We start from the raw sequence: 17,656 nt of genomic DNA, 5'->3' as shown, positions 1-17,656 counted from the left end.
ATGGAATCTGTGCAGATCGATGCCTACCTCCGCCGACTGGGGATCGAGCGTCCGGCGGGTGCCGGTGGTTCGGCCGGCGGGTCCGCGGGCGACCTCGCGGTCGACCCTGCCGTCGGGCCGGCCCTCGCACCCACCGTCGACCTGCTGCGCGATCTGCATCTGCGGCATCTGCGGGCCGTGCCGTTCGAGAACCTCTCGGTTCATCTCGGCGAGGAGATCGTGCTGGAGGAGGCGCGGTTGGTGGAGAAGGTCGTCGGGGCGAGGCGGGGCGGGTTCTGCTACGAACTGAACGGCGCGTTCGGGGCGTTGCTCACCACGCTCGGCTTCGAGGTCACGCTGCTGGCGGCGCGGGTGCACGGGGGCGAGGGGCAGTTGGGGATCCCGTACGACCATCTCGCGCTGCGGGTGCGGACGGTGGACGGGAGCGAGTGGCTGGCCGACGTCGGGTTCGGGGCGCACAGCCACTATCCGCTGGCGTTCGGGGAGCGGGGGGAGCAGGCGGATCCCGGGGGCGTGTTCCGGATCGTCGAGGTGGAGGCGGAGGCGGTCGCGGAGGGGGACGCGGACGCTGAGGCGGGGGCAGGCGCGGGGGCGGAGGGGGAGGGCGCGGGGGCGGAGGGGGTGGGGGAGGGGGGAGGGGCCCCCAAGATGAGAGACCTGGACGTCGTGCGGAACGGCGAGGCCCAGTACCGCATGGAGGTGCGCCCCCGCCTGCTCCGTGACTTCGTCGCCGGGGCCTGGTGGCACAGCACCTCGCCCGACTCGCACTTCACGCGGTCGCTCGTGTGCTCGCGGGTCACGGAGGACGGTGGGCGGATCACGCTCAGTGGGCGCACCTTCAAGGTGACGGGTGGGGACGGGGCGCGGGAGGAGCGGGAGTTGGGGACGGACGAGGAGGTGCTGGCGGTCTACCGGGAGCGGTTCGGGATCGAGCTCGCCCGTGTGCCGACTGTGCGGAAAACCGACCAGTATGGCTAATTACCGCGATGTGGTCCCGAGTTGCCTCGAAAGCCTCAACAGTGATCGAATGTATCTTCGGCAACAATGATGTCGAGGCGTGCAGAGGTGGCGTGGATGTTCGGCCGCTGGCTTGGAAACCGTACGAACCGGGTGCAACGGTCGAGTCCCCTGGCGGCGGTGCAGACCCCGCCGAGTGCGGGGGTGCTGAGCTGCCGGGTGCTCGATCCGGTCAACGAGCCGGTGCCGCATGCGGAGTTCGCGGTGAGCGACACGCAGGGGCGCAAGGTGGTGAGCGGCGAGACGGATCCCTTCGGGGCGTTCGTGACCGCGGTGCCGGCGGGGGAGTACCGGCTCGCGGTGTCGGCCGAGGGGTTCACGCCGTACCGGGCGAGCACGACCGTCGCGGCGAGCACGCTCGCCTCGTTCGGTGATGTGACCCTTCAGGTGGCGCAGCCGCCGGAGCTGCCGGCGGCCGGTGACTGGGACATCGAGCCGGCGCACTCCTCGGTCGCCTTCACCGCGCGGCACATCGGACTGGCGCGGGTCCACGGGCGGTTCAACACCTTCGCCGGGGCGATACGGATCGCCGATCCGGTGGGGCGGTCGGCGATGCATGTGGTGATCGACGCGGCGTCCATCGACACGAACGTGCGGATGCGCGACGACCATCTGCGGTCCGCGGACTTCCTGGACGTGGCTCGTTTCCCGACGCTGGAGTTCTACAGCGAGCGGTGTGTGCACAAGGGCGGCAACCGGTGGGCCGTGACCGGAGCGCTGACGCTGCACGGGGTGACGCGCACGGTGACCCTCGACACGGAGTACCTCGGCCTCGGCAACGGTATGGAGGGCGAGGTGCGGGGGGCCTTCCGGGCCACGACCGAGTTGCATCGCGATGACTTCACCGTCAGTTGGCAGACGTTGCTGGCGCGGGGGATCGCCGTGGTGGGGCCGAGCATTCGGATCGAGCTGGATGTGCAGATCGTGCGCAAGGCCTGACGCGCGAGGTCGGCGCGCGGCGGCGGGCAGAATGGGCCCGTGAGTGATGTGAGACATGTGCTGGTGCTGCCCGATCGCGATGCCGCCGAGGAGGCGGTGCGGGCGCTCGGGGAGCGGTTCGCGGTGACCGAGGAGCCGCGGTTGGTGCGGGACGCGCTGGCCGGTGAGGACGATGCCGAGGACGCGCAGTGGCTGGTGGTGCTGCGGGACGAGGCGGGGCGGTTGGATCCGGCGGAGCTGGACGCGTTCGCCGGGGAGTGGGACGGCTGGCGCGAGGAGCCGTAGGCCTGCAGGCGGTGGCGGTCCCGGTCCCGGTGGCCGTGAGCAGAGTGCGCGGATGGTGGTCGGCAGGCGCTGTCAGTGCCGCGTGCCATGCTTGTCGCAATGGCCAGGAAGACTGCTGAAGACGACCCTCTCGCCCCGGTGACGCTTGCCGTGGGCCAGGAGGACCTCCTGCTCGACCGTGCCGTGCAGGAGGTGGTGGCCGCCGCCAAGGCCGCCGACGCCGACACGGACGTACGTGACCTCACCTCGGACCAGTTGCAGCCCGGCACGCTCGCCGAGTTGACCAGTCCGTCGCTCTTCGCGGAGCGAAAAGTCGTGGTCGTACGCAATGCGCAGGATCTGTCCGCCGACACGATCAAGGACGTGAAGGGGTATCTCGGGGCGCCCGCCGAGGAGATCACCCTGGTGTTGCTGCATGCGGGCGGGGTCAAGGGCAAGGGGCTGCTCGACGCCGCGCGCAAGGCGGGGGCGCGGGAGGTGGCCTGTCCGAAGATGACCAAGCCGGCGGATCGGCTGGCCTTCGTGCGGAGCGAGTTCCGGGCGACGGGGCGGTCGGCCACGCCCGAGGCCTGCCAGGCGCTGGTCGATTCCATCGGGAGTGATCTGCGGGAGCTCGCGGCCGCGGTCTCGCAGTTGGTCGCCGACATCGAGGGGACGATCGACGAGGCGGTCGTCGGGCGGTACTACACGGGGCGTGCCGAGGCGTCGAGCTTCACCGTCGCCGACCGGGCGGTGGAGGGGCGGGCGGCCGAGGCGTTGGAGGCGTTGCGCTGGTCGTTGTCGACCGGGGTGGCGCCGGTGTTGATCACGAGCGCGTTGGCCCAGGGGGTGCGGGCGATCGGGAAGCTGTCGTCCGCTCGGGGCGGGCGGCCGGCTGATCTGGCGCGGGAGTTGGGGATGCCGCCGTGGAAGATCGATCGGGTCCGTCAGCAGATGCGGGGGTGGACGCCGGACGGGGTGTCCGTCGCGTTGCGGGCGGTGGCCGATGCGGACGCGGGGGTCAAGGGGGGCGGGGACGATCCTGAGTACGCGTTGGAGAAGGCGGTCGTGATCATCGCGCGGGCGGCTCGGTCCAGGGGACGCGGTTAGGGACCCTGCGGCGGAGTCGGGCCGGACATGCCGAAGGCCCCGGCGTCCGCCCGAGAGGGGCGAGGCCGGGGCCTTCGGGATCAAGCTGTTTGGAACCGCGCCCGCGTGGCGAACGCAGGTCGCGCGCGGTGTCCGTAGGTGCCGGTCGGGGGCGGAGAGAGAGGGCCCGCCCGGGTCCTTCCGGCGTTCACATCAATGTGTCAGCCCTTGAGGGCAACGACCTTCGAAGCAAGCGCCGACTTCTTGTTGGCGGCCTGGTTCTTGTGGATGACGCCCTTGGAGACGGCCTTGTCGAGCGCACGCGCGGCAGCGCGCTGCAGCTCGGTGGCCTTCTCGACGTCACCCGCGGCAGCAGCCTCACGGGCCTTGCGGACCGCGGTCTTGAGGGAGGACTTCACGGCCTTGTTGCGCAGCCGGGCCTTCTCGTTGGTCTTGATCCGCTTGATCTGGGACTTGATGTTCGCCACTGATGAGCCTTTTCAGGTTCAGGCACGAGACCGCGAGGGGCTCGTGCCAGGTGATTTCTTGGGTGTGTCCCGTGCTGAGAGGGCATGAGACACAGCTGTCAACGGTACCAGGGGCCCACCGGATGGCCCAAACCGGTCCCAGGTCGCCGCCCGTGGGACGATGGAGCCTACGTATCGATCCGACCCGAGGCACAAGGCGCCTCAAGAGACAGGACCCTGCGTGCCCGCGACCCCTGACAATGTGCCCGCGCCGAGCCGTACCGCCCCGGCTCTGATCCGCAATTTCTGCATCATCGCGCACATCGACCACGGCAAGTCCACCTTGGCCGACCGGATGCTCCAGCTGACCGGTGTGGTCGAGCAGCGACAGATGCGCGCTCAGTACCTCGACCGCATGGACATCGAGCGCGAGCGCGGCATCACGATCAAGTCCCAGGCGGTGCGTCTGCCCTGGGCCCCGACCGAGGGGCCCGACAAGGGCACCACGCACATCCTCAACATGATCGACACCCCGGGGCACGTCGACTTCACCTACGAGGTCTCGCGGTCGCTGGCCGCGTGCGAGGGGACCGTCCTCCTCGTCGACGCCGCCCAGGGCATCGAGGCCCAGACCCTCGCCAACCTCTACCTGGCGATGGAGAACGACCTCACGATCATCCCCGTACTGAACAAGATCGACCTGCCGGCCGCCCAGCCGGAGAAGTTCGCCGAGGAGCTGGCGAACCTGGTCGGCTGCGATCCCGACGACGTGCTCAAGGTCTCCGCCAAGACCGGGCTCGGGGTCGACGCGCTGCTCAACCGGGCGGTGCGGGACATCCCGGCGCCGGTCGGTGTCGCCGACGCGCCCGCCCGCGCGATGATCTTCGACTCGGTGTACGACTCGTACCGGGGCGTGGTGACGTACGTACGCGTCATCGACGGGCAGCTCAACAAGCGTGAGCGGATCCGGATGATGTCCACCGGCGCCACCCACGAGCTGCTGGAGATCGGCACGAACTCGCCGGAGATGCTCGGCGCCGACGGGCTCGGGGTCGGCGAGGTCGGCTACCTGATCACCGGTGTGAAGGACGTCCGTCAGTCCAAGGTCGGTGACACGATCACCACGCTGCACAACGGCGCGACCGAGGCGCTCGGCGGGTACAAGGACCCCAAGCCGATGGTCTTCTCGGGCCTGTACCCGCTGGACGGGTCCGACTATCCGGAGCTGCGCGAGGCCCTCGACAAGCTCCAGCTCAACGACGCCGCGCTCGTCTACGAGCCGGAGACCTCCGCCGCTCTCGGCTTCGGCTTCCGCGTCGGTTTCCTCGGGCTGCTGCACCTGGACGTGGTCCGGGAGCGGCTGGAGCGCGAGTTCGGGCTCGACCTGATCGCGACCGCGCCGAACGTGGTCTACCGGGTCGACATGGAGGACGGCAGCGAGCACGTCGTCACCAACCCGAGCGAGTTCCCCGAGGGGAAGATCGACAAGGTCTTCGAGCCCGTCGTCCGCGCGACGATCCTGGCGCCGTCGGAGTTCATCGGCTCGATCATGGAGCTGTGCCAGACCCGGCGCGGCACCCTGCTCGGGATGGACTACCTGTCGGAGGACCGGGTCGAGATCCGGTACACGCTGCCGCTCGCGGAGATCGTCTTCGACTTCTTCGACCAGCTGAAGTCCAAGACCCGGGGTTATGCCTCGCTCGACTACGAGCCCACCGGCGAGGTGGACTCCAGTCTGGTCAAGGTGGACATCCTGCTGCACGGCGACAAGGTCGACGCCTTCTCGGCGATCACGCACAAGGACGCGGCCTACGCGTACGGCGTGCGGCTGGTCGCCAAGCTGCGCGAGCTGATCCCGCGGCAGGCCTTCGAGGTGCCCATCCAGGCCGCCATCGGCTCCCGGGTGATCGCCCGCGAGACCATCCGTGCCATCCGCAAGGACGTCCTCGCCAAGTGCTACGGCGGCGACATCTCCCGTAAGCGCAAGCTTCTGGAGAAGCAGAAGGAGGGCAAGAAGCGGATGAAGATGGTGGGTTCCGTGGAAGTTCCGCAGGAGGCCTTCATCGCCGTGCTGTCCAGCGACGAGAACGCGGGATCGGGCAAGGGCAAGAAATAGTCCCGCGCCGCACCGATTTCCCGGGCCCGTCGCGCTGCCGCGTGGCGGGCCCGGCGTCTTCGGTCGGTGGCCCGGCGTCGCACCTGGTGGGAAGTGGCTGTCCACCGCCTCTTACGCGGTGGCCGGTCGCGCTTTACTCTGATCCCCTGCTCGATAGTTACTCGCGAGTTAAACAACAGCCGCACTTGAGCCAGCCGCCGCACTGTCGCGGGCCCGGAGGATGTCGTGAGCGACACACAGACCCTGATCGAGAACCGTCCGCCGAGCGTGGCGACCCTCTTCCTGGAGCGCGTTTCGGCCACACCGGACGCCGAGGCGTACCGCTACCCCGTACCGCCGGCCGCCGGCGAGGGCCCGGACGACTGGAAGTCGCTGACCTGGGCCCAGGCCGCCGAGCGGGTCTACGCGATCGCGGCCGGCCTGATCGAGCTGGGCGTCCAGCCCGAGCAGCGCGTCGCGCTCGCCTCCTCGACCCGCGTCGAGTGGATCCTCGCCGACCTGGGCATCCTGTGCGCGGGCGCCGCCACGACCACCGTCTATCCGCAGACCAACGAGGACGAGTCGGCGTTCATCCTCGCCGACTCCGACAGCCGGGTGCTGATCGCGGAGGACGCGGCGCAGCTCGCCAAGGCGGTGGCCAGGCGCTCCGAGCTGCCCGACCTGACGCACGTGGTCGTGATCGACCCGACCGGCGTCGAGTCCGGTGACTGGGTGCTCACCCTCGCCGAGCTGGAGCAGCGCGGCGCCGAGTACCTGGAGAAGAACCCGGACCTGATCAAGGAGCGGGTCGGCGCGATCACCAAGGACCAGCTGGCCACGCTGATCTACACCTCCGGTACGACCGGCCGCCCCAAGGGCGTCCGCCTTCCGCACGACAACTGGTCGTACATGGCGAAGGCCATCGCCGCGACCGGTCTGGTCGGTGCCGAGGACGTGCAGTACCTGTGGCTGCCGCTCGCGCACGTCTTCGGCAAGGTGCTCACGTCCGGGCAGATCGAGGTCGGGCACGTCACCGCCGTCGACGGCCGCGTCGACAAGATCATCGAGAATCTGCCGGTCGTGCAGCCGACGTACATGGCGGCCGTCCCGCGGATCTTCGAGAAGGTCTACAACGGGGTCGCCGCGAAGGCCCGGGCGGGCGGCGGCGCCAAGTACAAGATCTTCCAGTGGGCCGCCGACGTCGCCCGCGAGTACGCCAAGGCCGCCCAGGACAACTTCCGGCGCACCGGCACGGCCTCCGTCCCCTTCGGGCTCGGCGCCAAGCACAAGGTCGCCGACGCGCTCGTGTTCGCCAAGATCCGTGAGGCCTTCGGCGGCAACCTGCGCGCCTGCGTCTCCGGCTCGGCCGCGCTCGCGCCGGACATCGGCTACTTCTTCGCCGGCGCCGGCATCCACATCCTGGAGGGCTACGGCCTCACCGAGTCCTCGGCGGCCTCCTTCGTGAACCCCGGCGAGGCGTACCGCACCGGCACGGTCGGCAAGCCGCTGCCCGGCACGGAGGTGCGCATCGCGGAGGACGGCGAGATCCTGCTGCGCGGGCCCGGCATCATGGAGGGCTACCACGGGTTGCCCGAGAAGACGGCGGAAGTGCTGGAGTCGGACGGCTGGTTCCACACCGGCGACATCGGTGAGCTCTCGCCCGACGGCTACCTGCGCATCACCGACCGCAAGAAGGACCTCATCAAAACGTCGGGCGGCAAGTACATCGCGCCCGCCGAGGTGGAGGGGCAGTTCAAGGCGGTGTGCCCGTACGTCTCCAACATCCTCGTGCACGGCGCCGACCGGAACTTCTGCACCGCGCTGATCGCCCTCGACGAGCCGTCCATTCTGGAGTGGGCCAAGGAGAACGGCCTGGAGGGCAAGTCCTACGCCGAGGTCGTGGCGGCGCCCGTGACCGTCGCCATGGTCGAGGGTTACGTCAAGGAACTCAACGAGGGTCTCCAGCGCTGGCAGACCATCAAGAAGTTCCGCCTCCTGCCGCGCGACCTCGACATCGAGCACGGGGAGATCACGCCCAGCCTGAAGCTGAAGCGGCCGGTGGTGGAGCGGGAGTACAAGGGGCTGATCGACGAGATGTACGCGGGCTCTCGCGAGGCGTAGCGGATCAGAACGGGCGGCCTCTGCTGACCAGTTGACGCAACTCACGGATCCTGGAGCGGAGCGAGGGCAGGTCGGGATCCTCCCCGGCCAGCTCCCGCTCCACCAGCGCCAACCGCTCGTTCACCTGCACGTAGTCGGCCTGTTCCTGGGCCAACAGCCGCTCCAGCTGCACGTTCTTGCGGTGCAGGTCCAGGAACACGTTGACCTTCGCCCTGAGGACCCACGGGTCGAAGGGCTTGGTCAGGTAGTCGGCGGCTCCCGTGGCGTAGCCGCGGAAGGCGTAGCCGGAGTCGTCCTCCGCGCCGGTCAGGAAGATGATCGGGACGTCCTTGGTCTGGTCGAGCCGCTTGATGTTCGCGGCGGTCTCGAAGCCGTCCATGCCGGGCATCCGGACGTCGAGCAGGACGAGGGCGAACTGCCGGCGCAGCAGCGCCTTCATCGCCTCCTCGCCCGAACGCGCCCGGACGATCGGCTCGTTGAGGGACCCCAGGACGGCCTCCAGGGCGATCAGGTTGTCCTCCATGTCGTCGACGAGGAGGATGCTGGCGCGCTCTTCGGTCGTTGCCTCAGCGCTCATGGTGACTGTGCCTCATTCGGTGTCCGGCGGGACCGTGGCTTCCCCTGTCGTGCCCGGTCCCGGTGCGGCGGTCTCCGGGACGGCATCGGGCTCTGCCTCCTCCGTGCCCTCGGGATCGAGGAGCGCGCAGACGACGGTGAGCAGTTGGTCGACGTCCACCGGCTTCGGTACGTAGTCGTTGGCGCCCCGCGCGATGGACTTCTCGCGGTCTCCCGGCATCGCCTTGGCGGTCAGCGCGACGATGGGCAGGCCGGTCCAGCGGGGGGCGCGGCGGATGGCGGCGATGGTCTCGTAGCCGTCCATCTCCGGCATCATGATGTCCATCAGGACCAGTTCGACGTCCGGGTTGCGCTCCAGTGTCTCGATGCCCTCGCGGCCGTTCTCCGCGTACAGGACCGGCATGCCCACACGGCCCAGGACGTGAGTGAGGGCGAAGACGTTGCGGATGTCGTCGTCGACGATCAGCACCCGCCTGCCGGGCAGGACCTGTCCGGCCCGGCCCGCCTTCCACGCCTCCAGTTTGGTCGGCGCCGGCCATGAGTCGTCGGTGTCGTGCGTGGCCTGGATCGGCTCGGACGAGAGCTGCTGCGGCACCGACACCTCCGGGTCCTCCGGGGTCGCCACGGTGGCCGGGTGGCCGGGGGTGACGACGGGGACGTACAGCGTGAAGGTGGATCCCTGGCCGGGCCGGCTCTCGGCGACGATACGGCCGCCCAGCAGGCCCGCGATCTCGCGGCTGATGGAGAGGCCGAGGCCCGTGCCGCCGTACTTGCGGTTGGTGGTGCCGTCGGCCTGCTGGAACGCCTCGAAGATCACCGGGAGTTTCTCGGCGGCGATGCCGATGCCGGTGTCGGTGACCGCGAAGGCGATGACGTCACCGCTGTCCCGGACGTAGCGGTGCTCGGGGTCCTTGATCCGGGTCACCCGCAGCTCGACCCGGCCGGTCGCGGTGAACTTGATCGCGTTGGAGAGCAGGTTGCGCAGGATCTGCTGGAGGCGCTGCTCGTCCGAGTACATCTCGCGCGGTACGTCCTCGCCGACGGCCACCTCGAAGGCGAGCCCCCGGTCGAGGGTGAGCGGGCGGAACGTGGCGTGGACGTAGTCGAGCAGCTTGATCAGCGGCAGCTTCTTGGGGCGTACGTCCATCCGGCCGGCCTCGATCTTCGACAGGTCGAGGATGTCGTTGATCAGTTGGAGGAGGTCCGAGCCGGAGCGGTGGATGGTGGTGGCGAACTGGACTTCCTGGTCGGTGAGATGGCCGTCCGGGTTGTCGGAGAGCAGGCGGGCCAGGATCAGCAGGGAGTTGAGCGGGGTGCGCAGCTCGTGCGACATGTTCGCCAGGAATTCCGACTTGTACTGGGAGCTGGTGGCCAACAGGGCCGCCTTCTCCTCCAGTTCGGCGTTCGAGCGCTGCAACTCCGCCTGCTGCTTCTGGAGTTCGTCCGAGCGTTCCTGGAGCTGCATGGCCAGGCGCTGGGACTCGCCGAGCAGGGACTCGGTGCGGGAGTTGGCGATGATGGTGTTGATGGCGACGCCGATGGTGTTCACGAACTGGTCGAAGAAGGCCAGGTGGACGTCGGAGAAGCGGGAGAAGGAGGCCAGCTCGATCACGCCGAGGAGCTTGTCCTCGAAGAGGATCGGGATGATGACGACGCTGGCCGGTGCTGCCTCGCCCAGACCGCTGTTGATCTTGATGTAGTCCGGCGGGGCCTCCTCCACCAGGATCCGCTTCTTCTCGCGGGCCGCCTGGCGGACCAGGCCGTGCACCGGCATGCCGCCGGTGTCGACGGTCGCGCCCTGTGCCGACCCGTATCCGGCGATGAACGCCAGTCCCTTCGCCGGAACGGCGGTGTGCAGGGAGGCTCCGTCCTCGTCCGGGTCGGCCAGGAAGAACGCGCCGTACTGGGCGTTCACCAGCGGTGTCAGCTCGCGCAGGATCAGGTCGGCGACCTCCATCAGGTCCCGGTGGCCCTGCATCAGCGCGGCGAGGCGGGCCAGGTTGGACTCCAGCCAGTCCTTCGCGCGGGTCGTCTCGCGGAGGTTGGCCACCATCAGGTTGATGTTGTCCTTCAGCTCGGCGACCTCGCCCTGGGTCTCCACGGTGATCGAGCGGGACATGTCGCCCTGGGCCACCGCGGAGGCGACCTCGGCGATCGCGCGGACCTGGGTGGTCAGGTTCGACGCGAGTTCGTTCACGTTCGTCGTCAGGCGTTTCCAGGTGCCGTACACGCCCTCCACCCGTGCCTGGCCGCCGAGTTGGCCCTCGGAGCCGACCTCGCGGGCCACCCGGGTGACCTCGGAGGAGAAGGAGGACAGGGTGTCGACCATCGTGTTGATGGCGGTCTTCAGCTCCAGGATCTCGCCGCGCGCGTCGACGTCGATCTTCTTCGACAGGTCGCCGTTGGCGACGGCGGTGGTGACCTGGGCGATGTTCCGTACCTGTGAAGTCAGGTTGTCGGCCATGTAGTTGACGTTGTCGGTCAGGTCCCGCCACACGCCGGATACGCCCAACACCTGGGCCCTGCCGCCCAGTCGGCCGTCGGTGCCGACCTCGCGGGCCACGCGGGTCACCTCGTCGGCGAAGGCCCGCAACTGCTCCACCATCGTGTTGACGGTGTCCTTCAGCTCCAGGATCTCGCCGCGCGCGTCGACCGTGATCTTCTTCGACAGGTCGCCGTTGGCCACGGCCGTGGTCACCTGGGCGATGTTCCGTACCTGTGAAGTCAGGTTCAGGGCCATGAAGTTGACGTTGTCGGTGAGGTCCTTCCAGACGCCGGAGACGCCGCGCACCTGCGCCTGGCCGCCGAGGTTGCCCTCGGTGCCGACCTCGCGGGCGACGCGGGTGACCTCGTCGGCGAAGGCGGAGAGCTGGTCCACCATCGTGTTGATCGTGGACTTCAGCTCCAGGATCTCGCCCTTCGCCTCGACCGTGATCTTCTTGCCGAGGTCGCCCTGGGCCACGGCGGTGGAGACGAGGGCGATGTTGCGGACCTGCGACGTCAGGTTGTCCGCCATGAAGTTGACGTTGTCGGTGAGGTCCTTCCAGACGCCGGAGACGCCTCGCACCTGGGCCCGCCCGCCGAGGTTGCCCTCGGTGCCGACCTCGCGGGCCACGCGCGTCACCTCGTCGGCGAAGGCGGAGAGCTGGTCCACCATCGTGTTGATGGTCGACTTCAGCTCCAGGATCTCGCCCTGCGCGTCCACGGTGATCTTCTGCGACAGGTCGCCGTTGGCCACGGCGGTCGTCACCTGGGCGATGTTCCGTACCTGTGAAGTCAGGTTCGAGGCCATGAAGTTGACGTTGTCGGTGAGGTCCTTCCAGACGCCGGAGACGCCGCGCACCTGGGCCCGCCCGCCCAACTGCCCCTCGGTGCCCACCTCGCGCGCCACGCGCGTCACCTCGTCGGCGAAGGCGGACAGCTGGTCCACCATCGTGTTCACGGTCAGCTTCAGTTCGAGCAGCTCACCGGTCGCCTCGACGGTCACCGTCCGGGTCAGGTCGCCGCGCGCCACCGCCGTCGTCACCAGGGCGATGTCCCGCACCTGCGCGGTCAGCCGGGACGCCATCGTGTTGACCGCCTCGGTCACATCACGCCAACTGCCGGACAGGCCCGTCACCTTGGCCCGGCCGCCCAGCCGTCCCTCCGTGCCCACCTCGCGCGCGACCCGCGTCACCTCGCCGGTGAACAGCGACAGCTGGTCCACCATCTTGTTCACGGCCCGGCCAAGGCGGCGCAGGTCCCCGCGCAACTGCCTGCTGCCGTCGTGCAGATCGACCCGCTGGGTCAGATCGCCGCCGGCCACCGCGTCCAGCACCCGCGTGGCGTTGGCCGCCGGCGCCACCAGGGCGTCGAGCAGCTGGTTCACGTCGTTGACCCGGGAGGTCCAGGCGCCCTGACCCGGACTGGCGCTGACCCGCTCGTCGAGCCGCCCGTGCCGCACCAGCTCCCGCTTCACGCGCTGCACCTCGGAGTTGAAGTGCGTGCTGCGGTCCATGATCTGGTTGAAGGCGGCCGTCAGTTCGGCCACCAGCCCCTGGCCGGTCTCCGGCACCTTGGTGAAGTCACCGTCCCGGGCCGCGATCATCGCGGCGAGCAGCGGGCGCAGCTCCGATGCTCGAAGTTGTTCCGGATTCTGACCGTCTTCGAGCACACGCGTACCACTGTTCTCACTCATGGCGGCCCACTTCGGTAACTCGGCGCTTATGGGCCTGGCCAGTCTGTCACTCTGTCGACGTCTGCCGAGGTGTATTCGTGCGAACCGTTCCGGGAGCTGTCGATGGGGGCCATTCCGACGCAACGGGAGACCGCCTTCCGCGCCTCCGATGCGCCCGCGCACGGGAGTGCGGAGGGGCGCGGGAACGCGGAGAGGCGCGGGAGCGGGGAGCAGCGCGGGAGCCTGGAGCAGCGCTCGGGCGGTGTGCGCCCGCGCGCGCAGAAGTCCGCCGCGCTCCCCGGTAGCCCCCTCGCGCCCGGCAGCGCCCGCGCGATCGTGCGCGCAGCCCTCACCGAATGGGCCGAGGTCGCCCTGCCCGGCACCGAACACCTCACCGACCGGCTCGCCGACGACGCCGTGGTCGTGGTCAGCGAACTCGTCACCAACGCCGTCGTGCATGCCGGCACCGACGTCGAGGTGGCGTGCCGGCTGGAGGAGGCGAACGGTGACGTGGTCGTCGAGGTCTGCGACCACCACCCCTCCCGCGCGCCCCGCGACCCGGACGCCTCCCGCGCACCCCGCGACGCAGACCCTTCCCGGACACCCCGCGACCCGGACCGGCCGGGGCCGCACGAGACCCCGGAGCACGGCCGCGGGCTGCGCCTGGTCGCCACGCTCGCCTCGTCCTGGGGCGTCACCTACCGCAGGGGCGCCAAGACGGTCTGGGCGCGGCTGTCGGCCGAGGGCACCACGGCCGCGGACGGCATCGAGGAGTACACCGGCCGGCACGCCGTGACCCAGGGCCTGGACGCCGCCGAGATCCTCGCCCCCGAGCCCCTGCGCGCCGAGTACGACCGCGAGTGGCTGGACCGCGGCGCCCTGTCCTTCCTCGCCGAGGCCTCCGACCTGCTGGCCGGACAGCTCGACGAGAACCTCGTCGCCGCGCTCGCCGGCCAGCTGATCGTGCCGCGGCTGGCCGACTGGTGCGCGGTCTGGCTGGAGGACGAGGCGACCGGGCGCGGCGGCTGGGCCGACGGCAGCGGCGGCACCGGGCTGCGGCTCGCCCGTGTCTGGCACGGCAGCGAGAACCGCATCGAGGACCTGCGCCGGGCCCTGGAGAAGGAGCCGCCGCACCCCGCCGACACCTCCCGGTCGGGACCCGCCGGCTATCCCTGGCCCGAGGACGCCCTCGGCCCGCACGGCACGGCACTCGCGTACCGGCTGATCGCGGGCGGCCGTCCGCTGGGCACGCTCGTCATCGGGCGGGCCGGACTCCTGCGCTTCCCCGACGAGGTCACCGGGCTGATCGAGGACCTCAGCCGCCGGGTCGCGCTCGCCGTCGGCGCGGCCCGCCAGTACGCCCGCCAGGCCACCATCAGCCGGGTCCTGCAGCGCGGCCTGCTGCCCGTCGCCGTCGCCGAGATCCCCGGCGTGCGCAGCGCCCTCGTGTACGAGCCCTGCGACAAGGGCGGCCCCAGCGGCGACTTCTACGACCTCTTCCCGGCCGGCGACGGCCGCTGGTGCTTCGCCGTCGGCGACGTCCAGGGCAAGGGCCCCGAGGCCGCCGTCGTCATCGGTCTCGCCCGCCCCTGGCTGCGGCTGCTGGCCCGCGAGGGCTACCGGGTCGCCGACGTCCTGGACCGCCTCAACCGCCTCCTCCTCGACGACGCCACGGAGGCCGCGGACGCCGCCGCCCGGGCCCTGGTCCGACCTCCCGGCCCCGGAGACGGCCCGCAGACCCGCTTCCTGTCCCTCCTCTACGGCGAGCTGGCACCCTTCGACGGCGGAGTGCGCTGCACCCTCGCCTCCGCCGGACACCCGCTCCCGCTCCTGCTCGGCCCCGACGGCAGCGTGTGCACGGCCGCGCGCCCGCAGACGCTCCTCGGTGTCATCGAGGACGAGACGTACACCAGCGAGACCTTCGAACTGCGCCCCGGCGACACCCTGCTCTGCGTCACCGACGGCGTGACCGAACGGCGTTCAGGATTACGCCAGTTCGACGATGCCGACGGCCTCGCGACGGCGTTCGCCGGCTGCGCGGGACTGAGCGCCGAGCTGATCGCGGAGCGCATCCGACGCCTGGTCCACGAGTTCGGCGGCAGGCCACCGGAGGACGACCTGGCGCTGCTGGTGCTCCAGGCGGAACAGGCGGAACAGGCTTGAGCGGCGTCCAGGACACGGTCGGACAAGGACCTGGCCGCCGTGCTGGACAATGGAACGCATGCCTTCCGCACTCCCCGACGGTGAACCGGTCCCCGACGACGGCGCCCTCCCGCAGGCCGCGCTGGCCGGCGCCGCCGACCGCCCCCTCGGGTTCTATCTGCACGTCCCGTACTGCGCGACCCGCTGCGGCTACTGCGACTTCAACACCTACACCGCGACCGAGCTGCGCGGCACCGGTGGCGTCCTCGCCTCCCGCGACAACTACGCCGACACCCTGATCGACGAGGTCCGCCTGGCCCGCAAGGTGCTCGGCGACGACCCGCGCCCGGTCCGCACGGTGTTCGTCGGGGGCGGTACGCCGACCCTGCTGGCCGCCGACGATCTCGTACGCATGCTGGGCGCGGTCCGCGACGAGTTCGGCCTCGCGCCGGACGCGGAGGTCACCACGGAGGCGAACCCGGAGTCCGTCGACCCGCGCTATCTGGCCACGCTCCGCGCGGGCGGCTTCAACCGGATCTCCTTCGGCATGCAGAGCGCGAAACAGCACGTCCTGAAGATCCTGGACCGCACCCACACCCCCGGCCGCCCCGAGGCCTGCGTCGCGGAGGCCCGCGCGGCGGGCTTCGAACACGTCAACCTCGACCTGATCTACGGCACCCCCGGCGAGTCCGACGACGACTGGCGGGCCTCCCTCGAAGCGGCCCTGGGCGCCGGCCCCGACCACGTCAGCGCGTACGCCCTGATCGTCGAGGAGGGCACCCAGCTGGCCCGCCGGATCCGCCGCGGCGAGGTCCCGATGACCGACGACGACGTCCACGCGGACCGGTATCTGATCGCGGAGGACATGCTCTCCGCCGCCGGATTCGACTGGTACGAGGTCTCCAACTGGGCCACTTCCGACGCCGGCCGCTGCCTCCACAACGAGCTGTACTGGCGCGGCGCCGACTGGTGGGGCGCCGGCCCCGGCGCGCACTCCCACGTCGGCGGAGTGCGCTGGTGGAACGTGAAACACCCGGGCGCGTACGCGGGGGCGCTGGCGGCGGGCCGCTCGCCGGGCGCGGGCCGGGAGCTGCTGTCGGACGAGGACCGGCGCGTGGAGCGGATCCTGCTGGAGCTGCGGCTGATCGAGGGCGTACCACTGTCGCTGCTGCACGAGGAGGGACTGAGGGCCGCACGCCGGGCGCTGGCGGACGGGCTGCTCCAGGAGGAGCCGTACGTCGAGGGGCGGGCGGTGCTGACGCTGCGCGGGCGGCTGCTGGCGGACGCGGTGGTGCGGGACTTGGTGGACTGATCACTCGGGCGAGTGAATCGGTGCGGAACGTCGGTTCGGTCCCTAACCTCGTTCATAGGCCGCCGCCAAAAGGACGCGGCGGATGGGAGGCCATGGAGATGACCGTTGTGGACGAGCGTGGATTGGCCGATTACCTCGACAAGTTCGAGCCTCCTGAGGGCGTCAAGGCTGAGCTCCTCCGGGGGGTAATTGTGATGATGGCCAGCCCAGATCTGGTGCACAACCTGATCGTGCTGCACGCACAGCGGCAGATCCCCATGGATCGCTGGTACCCCATCCAGACCCAGGATGTCGACATCGTCGGCGAGGAGAGTGTGCCCATCCCGGATCTGCTCGTGGCGGCGCCGGATGCGCTGCCGGCCTCGGGGCATCTTCTGCCGTCCCAGCTGGTCACCTTGGTTGTCGAGGTCGTCTCCAAGTCCAGCGTTCATCAGGACTACGTGGTCAAGAGGTCCATCTACGCGGCGGGCAAGGTCCCTGCGTATCTGATCCTCGATCCGATCATGGCGCAGTGCGTCCTGCTGACGAAGCCTGAGGGCGACGGCGAGGATGCCGACTATCTGGCGCAACAGATCATCAAGTTCGGCAACTCGGTCCCGTTGGAGGTCCTGGGGCTCGAACTGGACACCAGCGATTTCGGAACGTTCCCCGACGTCAGGCCTCACCGCTATCCGTGACGAAGTCGATCAACTCCTCGACTCTGCCGAGCAGTTCAGGCTCCAGGTCCTTGTACGACCGCACCCGCCCCAGGATCGCCTGCCAGGCCGCACCGGTGTTTTCCGGCCACCCCAGCGCCCGGCACACCCCCGTCTTCCAGTCCTGCCCGTGCGGGACCCGGGGCCACGCCTCGATGCCCAGGGAGGACGGTTTCACGGCCTCCCAGATGTCGATGTACGGGTGACCGACGACCAACGCGTGCTCGCTCGTCACCCCCTGGGCGATCCGCCATTCCTTGGTGCCCGGCACCAGGTGGTCCACCAGGATGCCGAGCCGGGCGTCGGGGCCTGGCCCGAACTCGTCCACGATGGCGGGCAGGTCGTCCACGCCCTCCAGGTACTCCACGACCACGCCCTCGACCCGCAGGTCGTCGCCCCACACCCGCTCGACCAGTTCCGCGTCGTGCCGCCCCTCGACGTAGATGCGCCCGGCACGCGCCACACGCGCGCGTGCGCCCGGCACGGCGACCGAACCTGACGCCGTACGGGAGGGACGGGCGGGGCCGGAAGGCGGGCGTACGAGGGTCACCACGCGCCCCTCCAGGAGGAAGCCGCGCGGCTCCAGCGGGAACACCCGGTGCTTGCCGAAGCGGTCCTCCAGGGTCACCGTGCCCGCCTCGCAGCGGATCACCGCGCCGCAGAAACCGGTGCCGGGCTCCTCCACGACCAGTCCGGCCTCCGCCGGGACCTCGGGGACGGGCTTCGGCTTCTTCCACGGCGGGGTCAGGTCGGCGGAGTACTGGCGCATTCGGATGACGATAG

Annotated in this window: 13 protein-coding genes; 9 read left to right on the top strand and 4 right to left on the bottom strand. The window is 70.1% G+C overall.

The window, feature by feature from the left end:
• The 4 genes from ACIQI8_RS14360 (at position 1) to holA (ending at position 3,330) form a co-directional block, all read left to right on the top strand.
• Positions 1 to 978 (top strand): arylamine N-acetyltransferase, encoded by a 978-nt coding sequence (locus ACIQI8_RS14360; protein WP_402349035.1) that lies wholly within the window; start codon positions 1 to 3, stop codon positions 976 to 978.
• 96 nt (positions 979 to 1,074) lie between these two features.
• A complete protein-coding gene (locus ACIQI8_RS14355; protein ID WP_402349032.1) occupies positions 1,075 to 1,956 on the top strand; it encodes a YceI family protein in 882 nt (293 codons plus the stop codon).
• Positions 1,957 to 1,995: 39 nt separating this feature from the next.
• A complete protein-coding gene (locus ACIQI8_RS14350) occupies positions 1,996 to 2,241 on the top strand; it encodes a hypothetical protein (RefSeq protein ID WP_123999908.1) in 246 nt (81 codons plus the stop codon).
• A gap of 99 nt (positions 2,242 to 2,340) precedes the next feature.
• On the top strand, positions 2,341 to 3,330 hold the full coding sequence (gene holA / locus ACIQI8_RS14345) for a DNA polymerase III subunit delta (RefSeq protein WP_402349029.1): 990 nt from the start codon (positions 2,341 to 2,343) through the stop codon (positions 3,328 to 3,330).
• Positions 3,331 to 3,530: 200 nt separating this feature from the next.
• Here holA and rpsT read toward each other — a convergent pair whose 3' ends face one another.
• A complete protein-coding gene (gene rpsT / locus ACIQI8_RS14340) occupies positions 3,531 to 3,797 on the bottom strand; it encodes a 30S ribosomal protein S20 (protein WP_123999906.1) in 267 nt (88 codons plus the stop codon).
• A 220-nt stretch (positions 3,798 to 4,017) separates the two neighbouring features.
• On the opposite strand from rpsT, the gene lepA reads away from it, so the two are divergent.
• Together lepA and ACIQI8_RS14330 are read left to right on the top strand one after the other, a co-directional pair.
• Positions 4,018 to 5,892 (top strand): translation elongation factor 4, encoded by a 1,875-nt coding sequence (gene lepA, locus ACIQI8_RS14335; protein ID WP_402349025.1) that lies wholly within the window; start codon positions 4,018 to 4,020, stop codon positions 5,890 to 5,892.
• Positions 5,893 to 6,117: 225 nt separating this feature from the next.
• Positions 6,118 to 7,992: an AMP-dependent synthetase/ligase gene (locus ACIQI8_RS14330; protein WP_402349022.1), complete on the top strand. Its 1,875-nt coding sequence runs from the start codon at positions 6,118 to 6,120 to the stop codon at positions 7,990 to 7,992.
• 4 nt (positions 7,993 to 7,996) lie between these two features.
• Here the strand turns inward: ACIQI8_RS14330 and ACIQI8_RS14325 are convergent, their stop codons facing one another.
• Positions 7,997 to 8,569 (bottom strand): two-component system response regulator, encoded by a 573-nt coding sequence (locus ACIQI8_RS14325; protein WP_402349019.1) that lies wholly within the window; start codon positions 8,567 to 8,569, stop codon positions 7,997 to 7,999.
• A 12-nt stretch (positions 8,570 to 8,581) separates the two neighbouring features.
• Positions 8,582 to 12,745, bottom strand: coding sequence for a HAMP domain-containing protein (locus ACIQI8_RS14320; protein ID WP_402349016.1), 4,164 nt, complete (start codon positions 12,743 to 12,745; stop codon positions 8,582 to 8,584).
• A 102-nt stretch (positions 12,746 to 12,847) separates the two neighbouring features.
• Between ACIQI8_RS14320 and ACIQI8_RS14315 the strand changes: the two genes are divergently transcribed.
• From ACIQI8_RS14315 to ACIQI8_RS14305, 3 genes are all read left to right on the top strand, one after another.
• On the top strand, positions 12,848 to 14,887 hold the full coding sequence (locus ACIQI8_RS14315; protein ID WP_402349013.1) for a SpoIIE family protein phosphatase: 2,040 nt from the start codon (positions 12,848 to 12,850) through the stop codon (positions 14,885 to 14,887).
• A 58-nt stretch (positions 14,888 to 14,945) separates the two neighbouring features.
• Positions 14,946 to 16,178, top strand: a complete 1,233-nt coding sequence (gene hemW, locus ACIQI8_RS14310; RefSeq protein ID WP_402349010.1) for a radical SAM family heme chaperone HemW — start codon at positions 14,946 to 14,948, stop codon at positions 16,176 to 16,178.
• A 98-nt stretch (positions 16,179 to 16,276) separates the two neighbouring features.
• Entirely contained in the window at positions 16,277 to 16,855 is a 579-nt protein-coding gene (locus ACIQI8_RS14305; protein ID WP_402349007.1) for a Uma2 family endonuclease, read from the top strand.
• On the opposite strand, the gene ACIQI8_RS14300 is transcribed toward ACIQI8_RS14305, so the two are convergent.
• Complete coding sequence (locus ACIQI8_RS14300) at positions 16,833 to 17,642, bottom strand: DUF3097 domain-containing protein (protein ID WP_402349004.1); 810 nt, start codon at positions 17,640 to 17,642, stop codon at positions 16,833 to 16,835. The genes ACIQI8_RS14305 and ACIQI8_RS14300 overlap by 23 nt on opposite strands.
• Positions 17,643 to 17,656 lie beyond the last annotated feature (14 nt).

Source organism: Streptomyces sp. NPDC092369 (assembly GCF_044755245.1).
Taxonomy (GTDB): Bacteria; Actinomycetota; Actinomycetes; order Streptomycetales; family Streptomycetaceae; genus Streptomyces.
This window is presented reverse-complemented; position numbering and strand designations above follow the sequence as displayed.